The following is a 19,304-nucleotide window of genomic DNA, read 5'->3' as shown; positions in this document are numbered from 1 at the left end:
TTCCTCGGCTCCGTGGTTCTGGGGGCGCGGTCGGGCTGTGTCGGGGGTGGTGGGAGGTGACACTGAGGTCACCGGCGGGCGCGCCCACTCACCATGACTCCGCTGGGAGTCCGCTGGATGCAGCGAAGGTGCGGTCAAAGGAAATTCTCATCATCGTTGCCGCGCGGGGCCGGCGGCACGTGAATCGAATGTCGATTCGGAGATTTTCGAGCATTTTCGCTGGTGAAGGGTAGTCGCCCGGCAGTGGGCGGGTGTGGTGGGAGAGGGCAGATTGATGAACACCGTCGCGTCCGGCACCGTACCGGCAGTGGGGGTGGTTTTACCGAATCGGGAGGTTTTGTTCGGGCCGCCCGGGCGGGCCGTCCGGTGCGGGTGCCGGCGCGCTCGCCGGCGCGGGTGCGCGCCGGCCCGCCGCGGCGTCCCCGGTCCTGCGAGCGGGCCGTGAGCGCGGACCCGGGCGGGGAGGACCTCGTCTGGTACGTGGCGTACGGCTCGAACCTGCACGCCGCCCGCCTCGCCTGCTACCTGCGCGGCGGCCGCCCCGACGGCTCGGCGCACACCCACCCCGGCTGCCGCGACCGGCGCCCCGCCCGCCGGACGGTGGCGGCCGCGCTGCCGGGCACCCTGTACTTCGCCGGCCGGTCAGCGGCCTGGGGCGGCGGCTCGGCCTTCTACGACCCGACGGCGCACGGCGAAGTGCCGTGCCGTGCCTATCTGGTGACGGTCGGTCAGTTCAGTGACATCGCCGCGCAGGAGATGCGCCGCTCCCCCGGCGCCGACCTCGACCTCACCCGGGTGCTCGCCGACGGGCGCGCCGCGCTGGGCCCGGGCCGCTACGAGACCCTGCTGCACGTCGGCGCCCTGGACGGGCACCCCCTGCTGACCTTCACCGCCCCCCACGGCCTGGCCGGCGCCGCGCTCGACGCCCCCTCCACCCCCTACCTGCGCACGCTGGCCGCCGGACTGGCCGAGTCCCACGCCTGGGGGCCCTGGCGCACCGCCGGCTACCTCGCCACCCGCCCCGGCGCGGCGGGCCACTGGACACCAGCGGCGGTCGCGGCGCTGCTGGGCCGAGCGGCGCCGCTGGGCTGAACGGCCCCGCCGTTCACACCCGCACGGGCGCGGTGGCGGAGGCCGGGGAGCAGCGCGGGGTGGTCGCGCACACCGTCAGCCGCTGCCAGGCCCCGCCCTCGCGGGGGACCTGCACGCTCCACAGCACCGGGGAGGGCAGGCCGCAGATCGCGCAGTGCCGTGCGGGCGGCTGGGGCGCGGGGGCGGGGACGGGGACGGGGACGGGCTGCGCGTACGGGTTGACCGGCGGCGGGGTGGTCCACGGCTGGGGCGCGGAGGGCACCGTCGGGGGTGCGGGTGCCGGGTACGGGGTGGACGGGGGCCCGAACCCGGTGGCGGGCGGCACGGCGGGCGCGGGCGGGGGCGGGGCCGGGGGCGGAGTCGCTGCGGGAGGCGGCGGGGCCGCGGGCATCGGCGGGGTCGGCGGCGCGTGCGGCGTCGGTGGTGCGGGCGGGGCCACCGGCGGGGGCGGGGTCGGCGGCACGGCCGGCATCGGGGGCGCCGCCGGAACGTCCTCCCAGATGCGCGCGCCGCGCATCGGGGTGCGGAAGTCGTGCCGGCACTTGTCGCAGGTGGTGAGGACGGCCTCGGCGCGCTGGTCGCCGCACCCGGGGCAGAAGGTGACGGGGCGCTCGTCGGCCTCGGTGCTCTCGCAGCGGGTGCAGATGAAGTCGGGTTCCAGCTTGGCCTGGCGGAAGACGGTGCTGAAGACCTGGAAGGGGTTCGGGTTGTCTCGGCCGGCGGTCACGCCGAGCACGGACGCCAGCATCTTGAGGTTGCGGTTCCTGGCCCGCAGCCGCTTCAGGTCCAGGTTGACGACCTTGGGGTGCTTGCAGTCCCGGCAGACGCAGAGCGTGCGCACCGGCAGCTGGGAGCGGATCGCCGCCTGCTGCCACAGGAACTGGAAGGTCAGCCGGTGCTCGTCCGGGACGTGGACGGTCTGCGGCCCGTAGGCGCCCTGGGAGAGCCTGGTCTCGATCAGCGCGGCGAGGTCGAGCACCTTGGCGCGCAGCGCGTCCGGCAGCGAGGGCGCCCCGCCCGCGGCCACCCGCTCGGAGCCGATCAGCGCGGGGACCGCCAGCAGCGCGCCGACGGCGGGCATGCCGAGCACCGCCTGGCCCGCGTCCGAGACGAACCGGACGTGGGTGATGCCCGCCCAGCCCGCCGGGCCGCTGCTCCTCGGCGCGCCGGACAGGCGGCCGGACAGCACCGAGGAGGCCCCGTCGACGAGGCGCTGCCCGGCGGCGTGGCCGCGCTCGGCGACGTCCGAACTGCGCTGGCGCGCCCACAGGTTCGGGGCGGGGAAGGCGCCGGGGGCGGTCCCGGGGACGAGGTCGGCGAGCGCCTTGTCGAAGGCGGCGAGGGTCGACAGGAACGCCTGCTGGAAGGGTTCCTGCACCCCGACCACCACGGCGGACAGCGCCCGGTCCGAGAAGTGCACCCGCACCAGCGCCGCCTGCGGCCCGGGGCCGGACCCGGGCTCGGGCTCGATCCCGGACCCGACGGCGGGCCCGACGGCGGGCCCGGGGTCGGGCAGCACGTTGATCCGCGCCAGCACCGGCACCTGGTCCGCCACCATCATCACCGCCCGTACGGCGGAGCCGCGTTGGGCCTCGATGACGGTGGCGAGGTCCGCGGTGAGCTGGAAGCCGGAGCGCTGGAGCACCGCCACCACGGCCGCGCGGGCCCGCTCCGGCGCGGCCGCGATCCGGCGTTCGGCGTCCAGGGTGATCGAGGGGGCCACGGCACCTCCGGTGGCGGCAGGCGGGGAGGATCAGCCCACCCGGCGCCGGGCGCGGTGGGCCTGGGGCAGCGTCAGATCAGGTCCTGGCCGTCGTGCCCGGTGTCGGCGTCGTACCCCGGGTCGGTGTCGTGGGCCGCCTCGCCGCCGTAGAACGCCTCGGACTCGTGGGACTCGTAGGAGCCCACGGCGACATCGGTCTCCGTCACGGACAGGTAGCTCTCGAAGGTGACCTCCGTGACCGCCACCGCCTCCACCACGTCGACCTCCACCACCTGGACGGCCTCCACCACCTCGACCGCGTGGACCTCGACCTCGGTCTCGGCCGCGAACGCGAACTCCGCGTGCTCCTCGACCGCGACGGCCTCGGTCTCCGCGTAGGCGAACGAGGCGCCGCTCTCCGCCACGGTGTGGTCCTCCGCCAGGAATCCGTCCCACTCGCCCATGTGTCCCCCAAGCGCCGTTGCCACTCCGACCGGACCGGCCCCCGCCCAGGTCCGGGATCACCATAGGGCCCAGGTACGCCGCGCGACACCGGAGTTCGCGATTGCGTGACGAATCCGTGAAGGTCGGCCCCGGCGCCGGGCGGGCCCGCCGCCGGAGTGCGCCGCCGGGACCGGGGCCCTGAGACCTCCGCCACATGCCCTGACCTGGTGTCGGACCGGAACCGGCCGGGCGGTAGGCTCGGCCCGCAACACGACGCGGAGGGAAGCCGGATGGCGCGGGTTGCGGTGATGGGTGGCGGGATCAGCGGGCTGGGGACGGCGCTGATGCTGGGACGGCGGGGACACCAGGTCACCCTGTTCGAACAGGACGTCCGGCAGGCCGGGGAGGACCCGGAACACGACTTCTACCGCTGGCACCGCCCCCGGGTCCCCCAGGCCGTCCAGCCGCACTCCTTCCTCGCCCCCGTGCGCACCGTGCTGCACGCCGAGGCCCCCGACGTCTACGCGGACCTGCTGGCCCGCGGCGCCGAGGAGTACCACGACTTCGACTGGTTCGGCGAGCACCCGCCGCACCGGGCCGGCGACGAGGACCTGGTGACGCTGCGCACCCGCCGCATCGTGCTGGAGGCCGCCCTGACCGCCGCCGTACGGCGGGAGCCCACCGTCGAGGTGCGCCGGGGCCGGCGGGTGAGCGCCCTCGCCGTCCGGGACGGGCGGCCGCCCCGGGTCACCGGCGTACGGGTGGGCGAGGAGACGTACGGGGCGGACCTCGTCGTCGACGCCTGCGGCCGCCGCTCGCCGGTGCCCGCCTGGCTGGTGGCGGCCGGGGCCCGCCCGCCCGTGGTGGAGAGCCACCGCGCCGGGATCGCCTACCTGTGCCGCTGGTACCGGCTGCGCCCCGACGGCCCCCGCGGCCCGGGGCGGATCAGGCCCGGCTCGGCGGCACCGTTCGCGCTCGCCGGCGTCTTCCCCTCCGACAACGGCACCTTCGCGGTCAACGTGGTGCTCTCCACGGCGGACCGCACCCGCGGCGCGCTCACCGACCCGGCCGTGTTCGAGGCCGCCGCCCGCCGCTTCCCCGCCACCGCCGCCTGGCTCGACCTGGACCCCGAGCCGCGCTCCCCGGTCCTGGCGATGGCCGGGCTGGACAACCGCTGGACCTCCCTCGCCGACGACGACGGACCCGTCGTCACCGGCCTGGTCAACGCCGGGGACAGCCTCATCCACACCAACCCCACCCTGGGCCACGGCGTGGCGCTGGGCCTGCTCGCCGCCCAGCGCCTCGCCACCCACGTCGAGGAGATCGCCGCGGACCCCACCGGCTACCACGCCTGGACGAGGCGGGCCCTGCGCCGGTGGTTCGACGCGCAGGTGGCGTCCGACCGCACCGGCGCACAGCGCCTCGCCGACAGCGAACCGTCCACGGACGTACGGGCCGCCGCCCAGGCCGCCTGCGCCTTCGACGACCCCGTCGTGATGCGCGCCCGGGCCCAGGTCCGCCACCTGCTGCGCACCCCCGACGAGGCGTTCGGCAGCGAGGAGGTGCAGGAACGCGTCAGCGCCTGGCTGGCCGCCCGCCCGGACTTCACGCCCACCCACGACGGCCCGACCCGCGACCAGTGGGACGCGCTCATACCGGCGTGATCAGCCTCAGCATCAGGCGTGCGGCATCCAGAAGGCGGCCAGCCGCCCGGCGCCGTGCTCGACGCTCTTCCAACTCCCCTGGAACGTCAGCACGGCGGCGGCCGCCGTCGGGAACCCGGAGCGGTTCATCCGCGCGAGCAGGTCGCCCTCCGCCTCCCCCGCCAGGGCGTCGGCCAGCGCGTGGACGCCCGGGTTGTGGCCGACCACGACCACGTCCTGGACCTCGTCGGACACCTCGTTGAGGACCCCGAGGAGCTCACCGAGGCTCGCCTCGTACAGCCGGTCCTCGAAGACCGTCCTCGGCTTGGTCGCCAGCTCGGCGGCCGCGAGTTCCCAGGTCTCGCGGGTGCGCAGGGCGGTGGAGACCAGCGCGAGGTCGGGGGCCAGGCCCGCGCCGGCGAGCCAGCGGCCGAGCACGGGGGCGTCCTTGCGGCCCCGCTCGGCGAGCGGGCGCTCGTGGTCGTCCCCGTCGAACTCGTCGGGCTGTTCGGCCTTGGCGTGGCGGATCAGGACGATCCGGCGCGGCAGCTCCTCGGACATGGCGTCCTCCCTCACTCCCCCGCACGAACTGCGACGGCAAGGATCGTGACAGCCCCGCCCGCCCACCCGCCCCGCGCCACACCGGCTCAGTGGCTGTACATGCCGACCTCGTAGCCGCCGCCGGGCTGGCGGATCATCACATTGCCCCGGTTGAAGGCGTTGATGACCGCGATCACGCCGACCAGCGCGGCGAGCTGCTCCTCGTCGTAGTGCTTGGCGGCGTTCGCCCACACCTCGTCGCTGACCCCGCCCGCCGCGTCGGCCAGCCGGGTGCCCTCCTCGGCCAGCTCCAGGGCGGCCCGCTCGGCGTCGGTGAACACGGTCGCCTCCCGCCAGACGGCGACCAGGTTGAGGCGCACCGGGTCCTCGCCGGCGTGGACGGCCTCCTTGAAGTGCATGTCGAGGCAGGCGCCGCAGCCGTTGATCTGGCTGACGCGCAGCCGCACCAGCTCCTGGGTGGTGTACGGCAGGACGTCGTCGGTGATGGCCTTGCTGGCGGCGATGAAGTGCTTGAAGACCTTGCCGAGGACGGGGCTGGCGAAGGGGTTCAGGCGGGCTTCCATGGTGTGCTCCTCGGTACGTTGTCCGTTGCTGCCCATGAAGACAGGGCAGCCCGGCGGTCTGTGACAGGCCCCGGATGTGACGTGCGCCACCCGACGGCGGGGCGCCGGAGAGGGGGACTTCCATGACGGAACCGGCGGCGGACGCGGCGGCGGCGGCGGACGCGGCGGGGTACCGGCCGCTGCTGTTCTCCATCGCCTACGGGATGACGGGCTCGGTGGGCGACGCCGAGGACCTCGTCCAGGACACCTTCCTCGGCCTGACCCGCGCCGGCCTGGCCGGAACGACGGTCGACGACCCGAAGGCGTACCTGACCACGACCGTGACCCGCCTGGGCATCAACCACCTCAAGTCGGCGCGGGTGCGGCGCGAGAGCTACGTCGGGGAGTGGCTGCCCGAGCCGGTGGTCGCCTTCGCCGAGCGCCCGGCCGGCCCGGCCGAGCACGCCGAGGTGGCCGAGCGGCTGTCGATGGCGTTCCTGCTGATGCTGGAGGCGCTCTCCCCCGCCGAGCGGGCGGTGTTCCTGCTGCGCGAGGCCTTCGGGTACGGCTACCCGGAGGTGGCGGCGATGACCGGCAAGTCGGAGGCGAACTGCCGTCAGATCTTCGCCCGGGCCCGCAAGCACCTGGCCCCGGCGGCCCCCGCGGCCCCGGACGCCGGGCCCGCGCCGCGGCGGCGCGCGGAGGGCGAGGAGCTGGCCCGCCGCTTCTTCGCCGCCACCGAGGGCGGCGACCTGGCGGCCCTGCTGGAACTGCTGGCGCCCGACGTGGTCTTCCACGGCGACGGCGGCGGCAAGGCCCGCTCGGTCGGCCGGTCGGTGGCCGGCCTGCAGCGCGTCGCCCAGCTGCTGATGTTCGGCTTCGGCCGCAACCGCGAGCTCGGCATCTCCCGCAAGCCGGTCCTGGTCAACGGCCGCCCGGGCGCCCTCTGGCTCGACCCCCAGGGGCGCGTCGCCGGCGTCATCGCACTCGACATCGCCGACGGCGCGATCCGCGCCTTCCACGCGGTGAACAACCCCGACAAGCTCGCCCACCTCGGCCCGCTCTCCGACCTCGGCCTGCGGCCGCAGCGGTAGGGCGTGCCGCGGGGGAGCGGGAAGTCGGCCCGGCCGACTTCCCGCTCCCCCGCGGCCGTACGGCTGTCACCCGACGTCGCGGGCGGCGCTCCCCAGCGACTCCAGGTTCCACGTGATGACCCGCCGGGGGTGGACGCGGACGATGTCGCGGCTGAAGCGGTCGGGCGCCACCGGCGGCACGTCGACGGCCAGCACCTCGGCCTGCCCCCTGATCTCGACGCCGCGCCCCCACCCGGCGGCGACCGGGTCGTCGGCCGGGGCCATGTCGTCCACCAGCACGGAGACCTCGGGACGGTCCCGGGCGTTGCGGTACTTGCGGCTGTCGGCCATGGCGGGCCCGCCGATGTCGATGGTGCCGTCGGCGTTGAGCCGGAAGCCCACCGGGCGGACCTGCGGACCGCCGTCGGGGCCGGTGGTGGCCAGCCGGGCCAGCGGCTGGGCGGCGAGGTAGGCGCGTTCTGTCTCAGTGAAGATCACCCGGCCGACCCTAGGAGCTCAAGTCCACTGGAGGTCAAGGCCGGACGCCACACCCGCTACCCGCTAGCCCGGCCGAGCGCCGGTGTTCCTCCGCCCGGGTAACGGGCCACCGCGCCGTCCGGGAACACCCGAGGCAGTTCGAGTACGCATCGACTGCGGCGCGGGAACCCACCCTCCGCCGACTGAGCCGAAACCCGACGTCCCAGGAGACCACGCATGGCCCGCATGAAGCCCCTCGTCCTGACCGCCCTCGCGGCGGCCACCGTTCTGGCCGGCAGCACCGCGACGGCGGTCGCCGACAACAAGCCCGCCCCCGACGACAAGCCCGTCGCGAAGCCGACCGTCACCATGCCCAACGACCCGACCGCCGCCAACCCCTCACTGCTGGCCGCGCACACGCAGGTCTTCGGCAGTTGGAACGTCGTGCCCCCGGGCCAGAGCGCGTCCGCCGCCGTCTCCTGCCCCTCCGGCCAGGTGCCCACCGGCGGTGGCGGCCAGACCAGCGCGTACAAGATCTTCTTCACCGACTCCTACCCGAGCGGCAGCTACTGGCTCATCCGCGGTACCAACACCAACACCGTGGAGGAGTCCATCCGCGCCACCGCCGTCTGCACCACCCCCTGACGAAGGCCTGAGCGCCCCGGACCCGCATCACGGGCCCGGGGCGCTCCCCTGCGCCCGGTCAGCCCACCTCCCGTACCGGGCGGGTGCGGGTGAACCAGCAGGCCAGTAGCAGATTGGGCACCCAGCACAGCCAGGCGATCACCAGGTAGCAGGTGCGGAAGTCCAAGCCCGCCGCGAGGGCGGCGACCAGCATGAGCCGCAGGGTGACGGCGGCGAAGGTGAGGGCGAAGCTGCGGACCATCCACCGGCGGTGGTCCTCGACCCGGCCTCGCAGGATCATCCGCAGTCCGATGCCGCCGGTGATCAGCCAGGCCACGCCCAGGCAGGCGAAGCCGAGCCGGGAGACCGCGTTCCCGTAGGCGAGCGGCGCCAGGAACAGCGCCCCGATCCCGCCGACCAGGCAGCCCAGCAGGTAGAGGACGCCGATCCGGCGGTGCCAGTGCGGCCAGCGCCGGCGCAGGCGGGCGGAGAACTGCCACGGCCCCACCGCCAGCGCGACGACGGCGCCGGATATGTGGACGCCGAGCGCGAGTCGGTGGTGGAGGTAGGTGTCGCGCTGCTCGCTGAGGAAGTCGTCCGGGTCGAGGCCGGCGTACTTGGCGGAGAGCAGGACGATCAGGGTGGAGAGCACCGTCATGAGGGCCCAACCGGCCCGGGTGATGCGCATGCCCAGAGTGTCGGGGCGCGCCGAGCGGCCCGGCATCAGGGTCAACCCCGAGAAGAATCCCCCAAAGAACCCTCATTTTCGTTTCCACAAAAGGGAATTGGAGACCTTTACGCCCTTCGCGGCCGATGCCATGGGGACATCCCCCCAATCCCCCCTGAGGCAAACCCGAGCACGCCCCGCCACGGGCCGGAAATGGTTAGCGTCCAGACATGACCTCGAATCTTCGAAAGCACCTCGCCGTGGCGGCCGGTGTCGCCGTGCTGCTCGCCACCGGCACGGCCACCGCCACCGCCCGGCCCGCCCATGCCCCATCCCCCGCCCAGCAGTTGCAGCGGGACGTGGAGGCGATCCACGCCCTGGGCATCAGCGGCGTACAGGCCCGGACGGTCGGCCCGGACGGCCGCTCGTCGGCGGCCACCGCCGGCACGGCCGATCTGCGCACCGGGCGCCCGGTGTCCCCCGACGGCTACTTCCGGATGGCCAGTACGTCGAAGACGCTGATCGCCACGGTGGTCCTGCAGTTGGAGGCCGAGGGCAGGCTGTCCCTGGACGACCCGGTCGGCCGGTGGCTGCCGGACGTGCCCTGGGGCAGGGACTACGACCCCGCCCGCATCACCCTGCGCGACCTGCTCCAGCACACCGGCGGTATCTCCGACGCCGGCCTGCCCGGGTACCGCACGGCGAAGGAGTACGACGAGCAGCGATTCCTGCGCTACAGCTCCGAGGAGTTGGTCGCCCGCGCCATGAACCAGGAGCCGGCGAAGGGCTGGAGCTACTCCAACACCGGCTACGTCATGCTGAGCCTGGTCATCGAGCGGGCCACCGGCCGTCCCTCCCACCTCGAGGTCGAGGACCGCGTCCTGCGACCCCTCGGCCTGAGCCGGACCCGGTGGACGGGCACCACGCCCACCCTGCCCCAACCGCACGCCCGGGCCTACGAGTTCTACGGCCCCGGCGCCGAGAAGGACGTCACCGTGCAGGTCCCGGTCTCCTCCGAGCTGTCGTGGGTCACCACGACCCGGGACGAGAACACCTTCTTCCGCGCGCTGCTCTCCGGGCGCCTGCTGGCGCCCCGTCAGCTGGCCGCGATGAAGGACGGGGTCGACGTCTCCGGGAACCCGCAGGCCGCCGCGATGTGGCCGAAGGGCACCCGGTACGGGCTGGGCCTGGTCGGGATCCCGCTGGACTGCGGCGGGGGCAGGACGGGGACGTACTGGAGCCACGAGGGCGGGGATGGCGGCTACATCACCCTCAACGGCGTCACCGGGGACGGCCGGCGCAGCGCGGTGGTCTCGATGTCGGAGGCGCGCGGGGACTCCCTGGAGCACGCCGTCGCGCAGGAGAAGGCGGCCGAGGCCCTGATCGAGCACGCGCTGTGCGGCGCGGGCGACTGACCGCCCACCGAACGGTTCGGGCGGCCACCGTTTCGGGGTGATCTTGATCGGGTGTCGGCGCGGCGTCCGGAGGGTCGCGGCGCACCGTCCGGTATGCATGTCCGGGGTCAGGCTTCGTGGGCGAATCACCCCCCGGGCCCGCCCGTCCATTGCCGGTATTCCGAAAGGATGTCGATCACTGTGAAGCTGGTACGACGAGTCGCTTCCGTCGGCTGCGCCCTCGCCCTCGCCCTGGGCGGTGCCGTCGCGCTCGCCCCGGCCGCGAGCGCGACCCCGCAGGGCTGCTTCTACTACGTGCTGGAGCACAAGCCGGACGCCGACACCCAGGTCACGCAGGACGCCTGCGAGATCGGCGCGGCCGGCGGTCAGGCCGCCTTCCAGAGCTGTTACCACCTCCTGCGCGAGGACTACGTCCCCGCCGTCGTCGCCGGGAACGCCTGCCGCAAGGCCGCGCAGGAGTAGCCCCGGGACGGGCGGCGGAGCGCGGGAAGTCGGCCGGGTCGACTTCCCGCGCTGCGGCGTTGACCTGTCGGCCCGTCAGCCCGTGGGGGTGCCGACCCGGTCGCGTTCGAGCGCGGTCCGCAGGGTCGCGAGGGCCCGGGCGAGGGCGGTCAGCGCGGGGTCGTCGAGGGTGGCGCCGAGGAGTTCGGCGAGGCCGTCCGTGAAGGTCCGTTCGGCCTCCGTGACGAGGCGGGCGCCGTCGTCGGTGAGGGCGAGCAGGGAGGAGCGGCGGTCGGCCGGGTTCGGCCGGCGGGCGGCCCAGCCCAGCTTCTCCAGGCGGTCGACGCCCTTGCTGGTGGCGCCGACGCCGATGGCGAACTCGGCGGCGAGGTCGGCCACCCGGCAGCCGGGGTGGTCGCGCAGGTAGCTCAGGAACTCGTACTGCGAGGTGACGATCCCGTGCCGCTCACGGAGCCGGTCGCCGAGGGCGTTGTAGAGGCGCGTCTCGCACCGGACCAGGTCGGCAAAGAGCCCGGGGAAGCCGGCTGCGGCACGGTCCCCACTCAATGTATATTCCACGGCATATAGTGTACGGGAAGCTACTTGTGGCGGGAGTGTGCCCATGAGCAGGGAACAGCGCATCCAGGTCGACCGGATCCTGCGGCAGCCGGACCCGAGCCCCGACGGGCCCCGGTCGGTGGAGCAGATCCGGGCCGGATTCCGGGAGTTGATGGCCCGGATGATCGTGCCGCACGACCGCATCCGCACCACGCCGACGACGCTCGGCGGCCGGCCCGCCCTGCGCGTCGAACCGACGGCGGGGCCGGGCACCGGAGAACCGACCCCCGGCGTGATCCTGTACTTCCACGGCGGCGGCTGGGTCTTCGGCTCGCCCGAGACCGCGCTCTCGCTGACCGGGCACCTGGTGGCCAGGACCGGCCTGCCGGCCTACTCGCTGGACTACCGGCTCGCCCCCGAACACCCCTTCCCCGCCGCGATCGAGGACACCCTGGCCGCCTACCGCGCCCTCCTCGACGGCGGCACGGACCCCGCCGCCGTCGTCCTCGCCGGGGACTCCGCGGGCGGCGGCCTCGCCGTCACCACCTGCCTCGCCGCCCGGGACGCGGGCCTGCCGCTGCCCGCCGCCGTCCTGGCCTTCTCCCCGGGCACCGACGCGACCCGCACCGGCGCGAGCATGGACACCAAGGAGGACGTCGACCCGATCTTCACCCGCGCCGCCCTCGAACACACCGGCGCGATGTACCTCGCCGGAGCCGACCCGCGCCACCCGCTGCTCAGCCCGGCCCTCCACGCCGACCTGACCGGCCTGCCGCCGATGCTCATCCAGGTCGGCGCCAACGAGGTGCTGCTGGACGACTCCACCCGGCTGGCCGCGCGGGCGAGCGCGGCGGGCGTGGACGTCATCCTCGACGTCACCGCGGACGTGCCGCACGTGTTCCAGTCCTTCGCCGGCGTCCTCGACGAGGCCGACGAGGCCCTGGACCGCGCCGCGCTGTTCCTGCGCCAGCGAGTCAGCGCAGCGCGGGAAGTCGGCCGGGCCGACTTCCTACGCCGATCCGAACGGCGGGCTGGGCCGCTGTCAGTCCACGCTGCCGAGCGGGACGTCGAGGTAGGCCCCGGCACCCTCGGGGGCGGTGATGTCCAGGGTGGTCGGGGCGGAGTTGGCGTCGGAGAAGAACGGGTCGTGGGTGCCGATGACCAGCTGGAGCCGGCGGCCCGCGGCCAGGACGTAGTGGGCGGGCTGGAGGGGGAAGGTCACGGTGGTGGCCTGGCCGGCCTGCCCGTTGGTGACGGTGTAGGGGGCGTGGGTGATGATCTGGGCCTTGCCGGTGGCCGGGTCGCAGTCCAGCAGGTAGGCCACGATCGTGGCGTCCATCGCCCGCGGCGTCACGGTCACCCGCACCTGCGGGGTGCCCTGGAGGCGCATGGGCTGCGTGAACGGCGTGCTGGTCCAGAACGCCGCGAGGTCGCGGTCGACCTCGGCGGTCTTGTAGACGTGGGGCAGGCCCGCGCGCTCGGCCAGGCCGGTCTGGATCAGCTTCGGGGCGACGAAGACCCCGGTGTCCCGGCCGGTGGCCTTCAGGGAGCGGGACCAGCCCGACTGCGGCTGCCCGTCGGTCAGCTGCCCGTCGCGCTCGCCGGCGGCCTCGGCCAGGTGGAACCGCCTCGGCGGCAGGACGTAGCTCTCCCAGTCGGGGTTCCGGAGGTCGGACAGCAGGTTGTGCATGTACTCCGAGCGGACGCCGAACCGCGGCTCGCGTCCGTCGCCCGCGTGGCCGCCGAGGTGGTGGTCCATCCACCGGTAGGCCATCTCGGTGGGCTTGGAGAAGAGGCCGGCCAGGCCCGGGAGTTCACTGTTGCCGTGGTCGCCGATCTGGACGAGCAGCGACTTGGGCACCGTCAGGTCGGTGAAGAAGTCGACGACGGCGGGCACCGAGAAGATCGTCTCGTGCCAAGCGGTGGCCATCAGGATCGGCGTCGCGAAGTCGTTGTACTCGGCCAGGTAGTTCTTGGGCGAGCGCACCTCCGCGAACTCCCGGACCTCGTCGTCGATGATGTTGTTGCGGATCTTCTCGATGACGTTGCGGAACTCCTTGGAGCACTTCTCCTCGCCGAAGAGCTTCACGAGTTCCTCGAAGGCCTTCAGGTGGCGGGTGCCGTTCTCGTACAGCGAGGCGAACAGGTCGCCCCAGGCGCTGGTGCCGGCCACGGCCTTGATCCGCGGGTCCTTCGCGGCCGCCAGCAGGCTCGTCCCGGCGCCGTAGGAGGCGCCGAAGAAGCCGATCCGCTCGGAGTCGACGCCGTCCTGGGTGGTCAGCCAGTTGATGAGCGTGGTCGCGTCGGCCACGTCCTGCGGTCCGGCGACCTGGATCTCGCCCCCGGAGGCGGCCAGGCCGCGCTGGCTGTAGGCCAGGACGACGTAGCCGCCCAGCGCCCAGCGCGGGAACATGCCGAGGTAGGCCCGGTGCCCGTACTTGTTCAGCGGGGCGGGCAGGACGACCACCGGACAGGTCTGCCCGGGTGCGAGGTTGCGCGGGACGCTCAGCGACACGTCGAGCTCCGTCCCGTCGTCCATGGCGACCGAGAGCTCGCGGTACGAGGCGATCTCCGCGTACGACTCGTAGGTGTCGGCCAGGCCCCACTGGTCCAGGCTGCCGATCAGGCGCGGCGACGGGTCCAGCAGCCCGGCGCGGATCGCGTCCAGCCTGGCGATTTCGTCGGCGTTGAGCGCGAACGGGCTGTTCGAGGGACTGTCAGTCGACATGGCTGTGAAGGCCTTCCAGGGAAAAGGGGATGACGAAGTGTCAGAGACATGCTCCATCCGTCGAGATCTTCACAGGAAAGCAACTGGCGCCGATCACTCGAACGAGTGATCGGCGCCACCTTAAACCTCCAGGCACGAACAAGTTCGGACCCAACTGTCGTGTTCAGGCGGCGCGTTGGCCGTGGAGGAGGACGGGCAGGGAGCGGTTGGCCAGGGCCTCGGCCGCGCGGGCGGCTTGGGCGGGGGCCATGTGGTGGGGGAGCTCGTGGGCGGGGACGAAGCGGGCGCCGAGCAGGCCGGACTTGTGCTGCGGCGGGACGGTGAGGCGCACGTGGTCGGGGACGGTGCCGCCGTCGAAGACCAGGTTGAGGCGCTCCAGGTAGCGGTCGGCCGGGGTGAAGTCGACCGCGATCACCTCGGTGAGACGGAGGATCAGGCCGGTCTCGGCCCGCAGGTGTCGGGCGGCGGCCAGGTGCGGGGGCTCGTTGGGGCGGGCGGCGCCGCCCGGGAGGATGAGGCCGTCCATGTAGTCGGGGTCGACGAGCAGGACGTCGCCGCACTGGTTGCGGACGAGGACGAGGCAACCGAGCCGGCACACCGGCGGCTTGGCGAGGAGGCGGGGGTCACGCACCAGGGGCTCATTTCCTGAGGGCGGCGAGGAGGACGACGGCGAAGCAGGCCCACCAGAGGAGTCGGCCGAGGAGTTCAGTCGTCATGGGTGAGGCGCTCGTAGCGCAGGCCCTTGCGCAGCAGGTCGACCACGCGCAGGAGGTCGACCGGGCGGGCCGGGCCGAGGTCGATCAGGAAGTTTCCGGTGAGGCGGCCGTACTCCCAGTCGACTTCGATGGAGGGCAACTTGACACCACCGAGCGTGAGGACGGTGGTCAGGTCGTCCAGCACGGCTGCGGCCTGCCGGCGCTGCTCGGCGGTGGCCCGCGAGAGGGTGGAACTCATCGCTCCTCCCCCGGCCTCGGGTGGACCTCGAACTGCCGCCAGGCGCTGTAGGCGTCGGTGAAGAAGGTGAAGGTGGCCAGCTCACCGGAGTCCTGGAGCATCCACTCACCGGTGATCTCGTTGCGGACCCGGTAGCGCTGGGAGTCGGGGTCGAAGCGGACCCCGTAGCCGAGGAGGCGGGGCACCTTGTCGTCGGGCATGGGCATGGGCATGGAACCCTCTGCGATCGGAGTTTCACGTTCTGTGCACATGGTGGCGCAGCGTGGCCTACGATCGGAAGCGGCTTGCTACTTGCCTTCGGGCCGGGCGGGAGTTGAGGACTGCCGTGAACAAGAAGACGATCGACCCTGAATCGAGCCCCTGGGCGCCCTTCGGGATCCAACTCCGCAAGTTCCGCGAGGCCAAGGGCCTCCGCCAGGAGCAGCTGGCCCCGCGCCTGAAGTGCTCCGCCTCGCACCTGTCGTACGTCGAACTTGCGCAGCGCCCCCCGAAGCGCAGGCTTGCCGAACTGGCGGACGAAGCGCTCGACACCGACGGCACCATGCTGCTGATGTGGTTTCAGCTCAAGAACGCGGCGATCCTGGAGGGCCTCCCGGACTACGCCCGCTACGAGGCCCTCGCGGAGCAGCTCAGGATCTTCGAGGTCGATGTCATCAACGGGCTTCTCCAGACCCGGGCGTACGCAACGGCCATCGAAACGGGTTACGCCAGGCAGAACGGCACCAGCGAGAAGCTGGTTGAGGAGCGGATCGAATTCAGGCTCAACCGCCAGAAGATCCTGGAGCAGCCCTCTCCTCCCCTCCTGCACGTGGTGCTGGACGAGGCTTCACTCAGGAGGATCGTCGGTGGACGAGACGTCATGGTCGAACAACTGCTCCACCTTGAGGAGATGAGCACCCGCCGCAACGTGGTCATCCAGGTTGCGCCATTCACCTTGGGTGAGGATCGGCCGTTCACTCACATGACGGCTCTCCTTACCATGCCGAACGGCAAAGTTCTCGCTTATGGCGAGGTAGAGCAGCGCGGTTACATCGACCGCGATACCAAGTCGGTTGCCGCACTGACCAGAGGCTACGATCGACTCGCGATCGAGGCCCTTGGCCAGGCCGAGACGCGAGCCTTTATCCGTGCGGTAAGGAGGGACTTGGAGTGGATGTCGACCTGACGGGCGCTTCCTGGCGGAAGAGTTCGTACAGCGGCGGTGGCGGCGCTGCGTGCATCGAGGTCGCCGACGGCTTCGACGCCGTCACGCCCGTGCGCGACTCCAAGGACCCCTCCGGCCCGGCCCTTGTCTTCTCCTCCTCCGCCTGGCAGTCCTTCGTCACTGCTGTCCGCACCGGCGAATTCGACGCCCGCTGACCGCACTTACCGGCCCCGCCACCCCGCCCGGGGTGGCGGGGCCGTGTCGTTACGTTCGCCCTGCTGAGAAACCGACAGAGGTCAGAGCGGTGGGGTTCCGAAGGCCGTAGAGATGGGTTCGGCGTCGGGAGCGCTCTACAACAAAGTGGCGGCCCCCCGATGCCGGAACGTGCCAGGATCCTCGAATGGAGATCCGTCGTGTCACTCAGGTCGAGGCGGTCAACGCCGCTGGACATCTCTTCGACACCGTCCCAGGGCGGGAGGCCACTGAACGGTTCCTGACGGACAAGCGCCATCACCTCCTGATCGCCTATGTGGACGACGTCCCGGCGGGGATTGTCACCGGTGTCGAGATGACCCATCCGGACAAGGGAACCGAGATGTTCCTGTACGAGCTGGGCGTGGATGAGTCGTTCCGTGGGCGTGGCGTCGGCCGGGCTCTGGTGTCGGCGCTTGCGGACCTGTCACGTGAACAGGGCTGCTACGGCGTGTGGACGATCACGGACGAGGAGAATGCGGCGGCACTGGCGACGTACCGTCGCGCCGGCGGTGTCCCGGAAACGGGACAGGTGGTACTCACCTGGACATTCGATCAGCTGTAGACCGACGCAACGGATCCCCTTCCCGCACCGCATGGTTGGCGACCCGGCGTCCGGTTGACTACCTGGGATGTGCGGGTTTCCGTCGAGCTGGCCTGGTGGCGGAACGCGTGCGGGTCCGCGAGATCGATGATGACGGGGGCAGCCGGCTGCTGCGGATCGTCCGCCGGGGCACCGGGTCGGTGGTGACCTGGCGGCGGGCGCAGATGGTGCTGGGCGGGCGGCCACGGCCGTTCACCCTGCCCGAGCGCCGGGAGATCAACACTCACCCTCGACGGCACCGACCACGCCAGCCACAACGTTGCCTGATGCGGCACTGGCACCTCATGTTCGAGAAGGCGACCCGCCTGATCACCCCCGGCGACGACCGCCACCAGGCCACCACCCCGTGGGTCGAGGAGGTCGAGAACACCGACACCCACCAGGACGTCGTCCTCATCGCCGGCGACCCCGCCGACCCGACGTCGCGCCGCCTCCGTCTCGTCGACGCCTGGGCCAGCGCCAGCTACCACCTGGACGAGGACGAGGACCCCGACGCCTTCGCGATCAGCTTCGCCGACATCGCCGTCGAGAAGTAGCGACGCGTGCCAACGTGCCCGCGCCGAGCGCGGGCACGTGACGGTTCGTCCACCGCCCCGGGCGCCGACCCGCGCTTCCGCACGCCGCGCTTCGCGCTCTGCCGTGCGGCTGACGGCGCCGTCGATCATGGGCCGTCCGGGGTGGATCGACGGCGAACGACGGTGTCCGGCGCCCCGGGTTACGTAGCGCTTCTCAGAAGGCACTACCGGGAGGACCGACATGACCGTCCGACTGCGACTGCTCCACCAGGTCGTCGCCCTGGCCGCGGCCCTGCTCGCCGCCGTGGCCGCCGTCCCGTTCACAGCCACCCCCGCGAGGGCGGCGGCCCCGATCTGCCTCAGCGGCGCGTTCCAGTACGACTACCAGTCCGCCGAGGACGGAACGGCCAAGCCCACCCGTACCAAGCCGGTGCGCAACGCCAACCTCGAACTGTGGGGCGCCGAGGGCAACGACGACCCGCACTACCTCGGCGTCCGGGGGTACAGCGGGAGGGACGACGGCAGCTACAACCTCTGCTATACGCCCACCAAAACCACCTCGCTGAGTGTCGTGTGGGTGCAGGCCTGGGCGGAGAGCAGCCGGCTGTGGCGGGTCCTGGACGGCGAGAACCAGTACGTCACCATGGAGTCGGTGCCCCGGCTCGCCGTCACCGCCAGTACGAACCTCGGCACGATGAAGGCCGAGGCGTCCACGGCGCGGGCCTGGCACGCCTTCGACACCGTCAATCTCCTGTGGTGGTCCCGCAACAACCCGAAGAGCGCCTGCTGGTCCACCCTCGAACCGGACAGCGGCAAGTGCACCGAGCTCACCATCCGCGCGTACGAGTCGGACCACGACCACTCGCTGTACGAGCAAAGCTCCAACACCGTCTACCTCATCGGCGCCGACGCCGACTCCGAGCACTACATCCTGCACGAGGCCGGCCACTTCTTCATGCACCGCCTCTACAACGGGATGTGGCCGCCCGACGACAGCTTCGCGGCCCACTACATCTGGCGGATGGGCGCCGAGACCTCCGCGTGGACCGAGGGCTTCGCCGACGCGGTCGGCGCCTACCTGCTCGGTGACAACCGCTTCGTCTACGGCAACGGGAGCAGCACCGAGTACACCTATGGCAGCGGGTGGGACGTCGGCGACCGGGTGGAGGGCAACGTGGCCGGCTCGCTGCTCGACCTCTGGCGCACCACCGACGGCGGCTGGAACAGGAGCATCGACGCGCTCACCGCGCGGCGGCCGGGCAACTTCTCGGCCTACTTCAACACCGCCCGCCCGGCGGCGAATCCGCCGCTGCCCACCGACAGCACGGCGCTCGGCAAGCTGACCCCGCACGCCATCGACTACGGGCCCAGCGTCGTCGGCGACGGCACGTACCACAGCCTCAGCGACGGCGGCGCCCTGGCGCTCGAGGTCTACGGTTCGTGCATCGCCGCCGCCGGCGCGAACATCAGCCTCGGCACCTTCGACACCACCCGCGCCTGGCAGCGCTGGAGGGTCGACGCGAACGCGGACGGCACCGTGCGGATCTCCGACGCCTGCACCCAGCCGCTCACCCTCACCGCCCCCGCCGCCGTCGGCGGCGCGGTCACCGCCAAGGCCTTCGACCCGGCCAGCACGTACCAGAAGTGGACGGTCACCAAGGGCAACGGCACCCTGAGGTTCACCAACCCGCAGACCGGCCGGGTCCTCGACAGCTCGCGCATCGCCGTGGGCGCCCCCCTGACCACCACAGCGCCGGGCAGCGCGAACTCCCAGTCCTGGGTGCCCCTGGCGTGAGTGGGACGTCGGCCCCGCCGACTTCCCACTCCCTGCCCTCGATAACCGCTTGCCTGGCGGCGATCACGGCGGA

The 19,304-nt window shown here is 72.6% G+C and carries 21 protein-coding genes and 2 pseudogenes; 12 read left to right on the top strand and 11 right to left on the bottom strand.

The window, feature by feature from the left end; all coding sequences use genetic code 11:
* The first annotated feature begins 441 nt into the window (after positions 1 to 441).
* On the top strand, positions 442 to 1,092 hold the full coding sequence (locus ACYP53_RS41685) for a histone deacetylase (RefSeq protein WP_459651294.1): 651 nt from the start codon (positions 442 to 444) through the stop codon (positions 1,090 to 1,092).
* 13 nt (positions 1,093 to 1,105) lie between these two features.
* On the opposite strand, the gene ACYP53_RS41680 is transcribed toward ACYP53_RS41685, so the two are convergent.
* Positions 1,106 to 2,815 (bottom strand): hypothetical protein, encoded by a 1,710-nt coding sequence (locus tag ACYP53_RS41680; protein WP_459651293.1) that lies wholly within the window; start codon positions 2,813 to 2,815, stop codon positions 1,106 to 1,108.
* Between the two features lie 71 nt (positions 2,816 to 2,886).
* Positions 2,887 to 3,258 (bottom strand): hypothetical protein, encoded by a 372-nt coding sequence (locus ACYP53_RS41675; RefSeq protein WP_459651292.1) that lies wholly within the window; start codon positions 3,256 to 3,258, stop codon positions 2,887 to 2,889.
* A gap of 270 nt (positions 3,259 to 3,528) precedes the next feature.
* On the opposite strand from ACYP53_RS41675, the gene ACYP53_RS41670 reads away from it, so the two are divergent.
* Positions 3,529 to 4,902, top strand: a complete 1,374-nt coding sequence (locus ACYP53_RS41670) for an FAD-dependent oxidoreductase (protein WP_459651291.1) — start codon at positions 3,529 to 3,531, stop codon at positions 4,900 to 4,902.
* 12 nt (positions 4,903 to 4,914) lie between these two features.
* Here the strand turns inward: ACYP53_RS41670 and ACYP53_RS41665 are convergent, their stop codons facing one another.
* Both ACYP53_RS41665 and ACYP53_RS41660 read right to left on the bottom strand, forming a co-directional pair.
* On the bottom strand, positions 4,915 to 5,442 hold the full coding sequence (locus ACYP53_RS41665; RefSeq protein ID WP_459651290.1) for a SixA phosphatase family protein: 528 nt from the start codon (positions 5,440 to 5,442) through the stop codon (positions 4,915 to 4,917).
* A gap of 86 nt (positions 5,443 to 5,528) precedes the next feature.
* Positions 5,529 to 6,005, bottom strand: a complete 477-nt coding sequence (locus ACYP53_RS41660) for a carboxymuconolactone decarboxylase family protein (protein ID WP_459651289.1) — start codon at positions 6,003 to 6,005, stop codon at positions 5,529 to 5,531.
* A 122-nt stretch (positions 6,006 to 6,127) separates the two neighbouring features.
* Here ACYP53_RS41660 and sigJ point away from each other — a divergent pair, with 122 nt between their 5' ends.
* Entirely contained in the window at positions 6,128 to 7,078 is a 951-nt protein-coding gene (gene sigJ, locus ACYP53_RS41655; protein ID WP_459651288.1) for an RNA polymerase sigma factor SigJ, read from the top strand.
* Between the two features lie 66 nt (positions 7,079 to 7,144).
* Here the strand turns inward: sigJ and ACYP53_RS41650 are convergent, their stop codons facing one another.
* A complete protein-coding gene (locus tag ACYP53_RS41650; RefSeq protein WP_459651287.1) occupies positions 7,145 to 7,555 on the bottom strand; it encodes a PPOX class F420-dependent oxidoreductase in 411 nt (136 codons plus the stop codon).
* Between the two features lie 216 nt (positions 7,556 to 7,771).
* On the opposite strand from ACYP53_RS41650, the gene ACYP53_RS41645 reads away from it, so the two are divergent.
* Complete coding sequence (locus tag ACYP53_RS41645) at positions 7,772 to 8,179, top strand: hypothetical protein (protein ID WP_459651286.1); 408 nt, start codon at positions 7,772 to 7,774, stop codon at positions 8,177 to 8,179.
* A 58-nt stretch (positions 8,180 to 8,237) separates the two neighbouring features.
* Here the strand turns inward: ACYP53_RS41645 and ACYP53_RS41640 are convergent, their stop codons facing one another.
* Positions 8,238 to 8,846 carry a DUF2306 domain-containing protein gene (locus tag ACYP53_RS41640; RefSeq protein WP_459651285.1) on the bottom strand — a complete coding sequence of 203 codons (609 nt, stop codon included), beginning with the start codon at positions 8,844 to 8,846 and terminating at the stop codon, positions 8,238 to 8,240.
* Positions 8,847 to 9,055: 209 nt separating this feature from the next.
* On the opposite strand from ACYP53_RS41640, the gene ACYP53_RS41635 reads away from it, so the two are divergent.
* Both ACYP53_RS41635 and ACYP53_RS41630 read left to right on the top strand, forming a co-directional pair.
* Positions 9,056 to 10,240, top strand: coding sequence for a serine hydrolase domain-containing protein (locus tag ACYP53_RS41635; protein ID WP_459651284.1), 1,185 nt, complete (start codon positions 9,056 to 9,058; stop codon positions 10,238 to 10,240).
* A 168-nt stretch (positions 10,241 to 10,408) separates the two neighbouring features.
* Complete coding sequence (locus ACYP53_RS41630; protein ID WP_459651283.1) at positions 10,409 to 10,702, top strand: hypothetical protein; 294 nt, start codon at positions 10,409 to 10,411, stop codon at positions 10,700 to 10,702.
* A gap of 75 nt (positions 10,703 to 10,777) precedes the next feature.
* Here ACYP53_RS41630 and ACYP53_RS41625 read toward each other — a convergent pair whose 3' ends face one another.
* Positions 10,778 to 11,260 (bottom strand): MarR family winged helix-turn-helix transcriptional regulator, encoded by a 483-nt coding sequence (locus ACYP53_RS41625; protein ID WP_459651282.1) that lies wholly within the window; start codon positions 11,258 to 11,260, stop codon positions 10,778 to 10,780.
* A gap of 43 nt (positions 11,261 to 11,303) precedes the next feature.
* On the opposite strand from ACYP53_RS41625, the pseudogene ACYP53_RS41620 reads away from it, so the two are divergent.
* Positions 11,304 to 12,131: pseudogene (locus ACYP53_RS41620) on the top strand (alpha/beta hydrolase); the annotation flags it as partial.
* A 150-nt stretch (positions 12,132 to 12,281) separates the two neighbouring features.
* Here the strand turns inward: ACYP53_RS41620 and ACYP53_RS41615 are convergent.
* The 4 genes from ACYP53_RS41615 to ACYP53_RS41600 all read right to left on the bottom strand — a co-directional run bounded on the left by ACYP53_RS41615 (position 12,282) and on the right by ACYP53_RS41600 (position 15,127).
* The gene (locus ACYP53_RS41615) at positions 12,282 to 13,967 is read right to left on the bottom strand and encodes a CocE/NonD family hydrolase (RefSeq protein WP_459651281.1); all 1,686 of its coding nucleotides are present in this window, start codon (positions 13,965 to 13,967) and stop codon (positions 12,282 to 12,284) included.
* Positions 13,968 to 14,130: 163 nt separating this feature from the next.
* Positions 14,131 to 14,598 (bottom strand): NUDIX domain-containing protein, encoded by a 468-nt coding sequence (locus ACYP53_RS41610; protein ID WP_459651280.1) that lies wholly within the window; start codon positions 14,596 to 14,598, stop codon positions 14,131 to 14,133.
* A 74-nt stretch (positions 14,599 to 14,672) separates the two neighbouring features.
* The gene (locus ACYP53_RS41605; RefSeq protein WP_189924215.1) at positions 14,673 to 14,921 is read right to left on the bottom strand and encodes a hypothetical protein; all 249 of its coding nucleotides are present in this window, start codon (positions 14,919 to 14,921) and stop codon (positions 14,673 to 14,675) included.
* Positions 14,918 to 15,127: a hypothetical protein gene (locus ACYP53_RS41600; RefSeq protein ID WP_189924213.1), complete on the bottom strand. Its 210-nt coding sequence runs from the start codon at positions 15,125 to 15,127 to the stop codon at positions 14,918 to 14,920. Before ACYP53_RS41600 ends, ACYP53_RS41605 begins: the two co-directional genes overlap by 4 nt.
* A 119-nt stretch (positions 15,128 to 15,246) precedes the next feature.
* On the opposite strand from ACYP53_RS41600, the gene ACYP53_RS41595 reads away from it, so the two are divergent.
* From ACYP53_RS41595 to ACYP53_RS41575, 5 genes and pseudogenes are all read left to right on the top strand, one after another.
* Complete coding sequence (locus tag ACYP53_RS41595) at positions 15,247 to 16,086, top strand: helix-turn-helix domain-containing protein (protein ID WP_459651279.1); 840 nt, start codon at positions 15,247 to 15,249, stop codon at positions 16,084 to 16,086.
* A complete protein-coding gene (locus tag ACYP53_RS41590; protein ID WP_459651278.1) occupies positions 16,071 to 16,280 on the top strand; it encodes a DUF397 domain-containing protein in 210 nt (69 codons plus the stop codon). Before ACYP53_RS41595 ends, ACYP53_RS41590 begins: the two co-directional genes overlap by 16 nt.
* Positions 16,281 to 16,465: 185 nt before the next feature.
* The gene (locus ACYP53_RS41585; RefSeq protein ID WP_459651277.1) at positions 16,466 to 16,882 is read left to right on the top strand and encodes a GNAT family N-acetyltransferase; all 417 of its coding nucleotides are present in this window, start codon (positions 16,466 to 16,468) and stop codon (positions 16,880 to 16,882) included.
* 95 nt (positions 16,883 to 16,977) lie between these two features.
* Positions 16,978 to 17,139, top strand: a pseudogene (locus ACYP53_RS41580) (IS630 family transposase); the annotation flags it as partial.
* Between the two features lie 538 nt (positions 17,140 to 17,677).
* Entirely contained in the window at positions 17,678 to 19,231 is a 1,554-nt protein-coding gene (locus ACYP53_RS41575; protein ID WP_459651276.1) for an RICIN domain-containing protein, read from the top strand.
* Positions 19,232 to 19,304: the final 73 nt, after the last annotated feature.

The sequence above is a fragment of the Kitasatospora sp. Ki12 genome (assembly GCF_054601375.1).
This window is presented reverse-complemented; position numbering and strand designations above follow the sequence as displayed.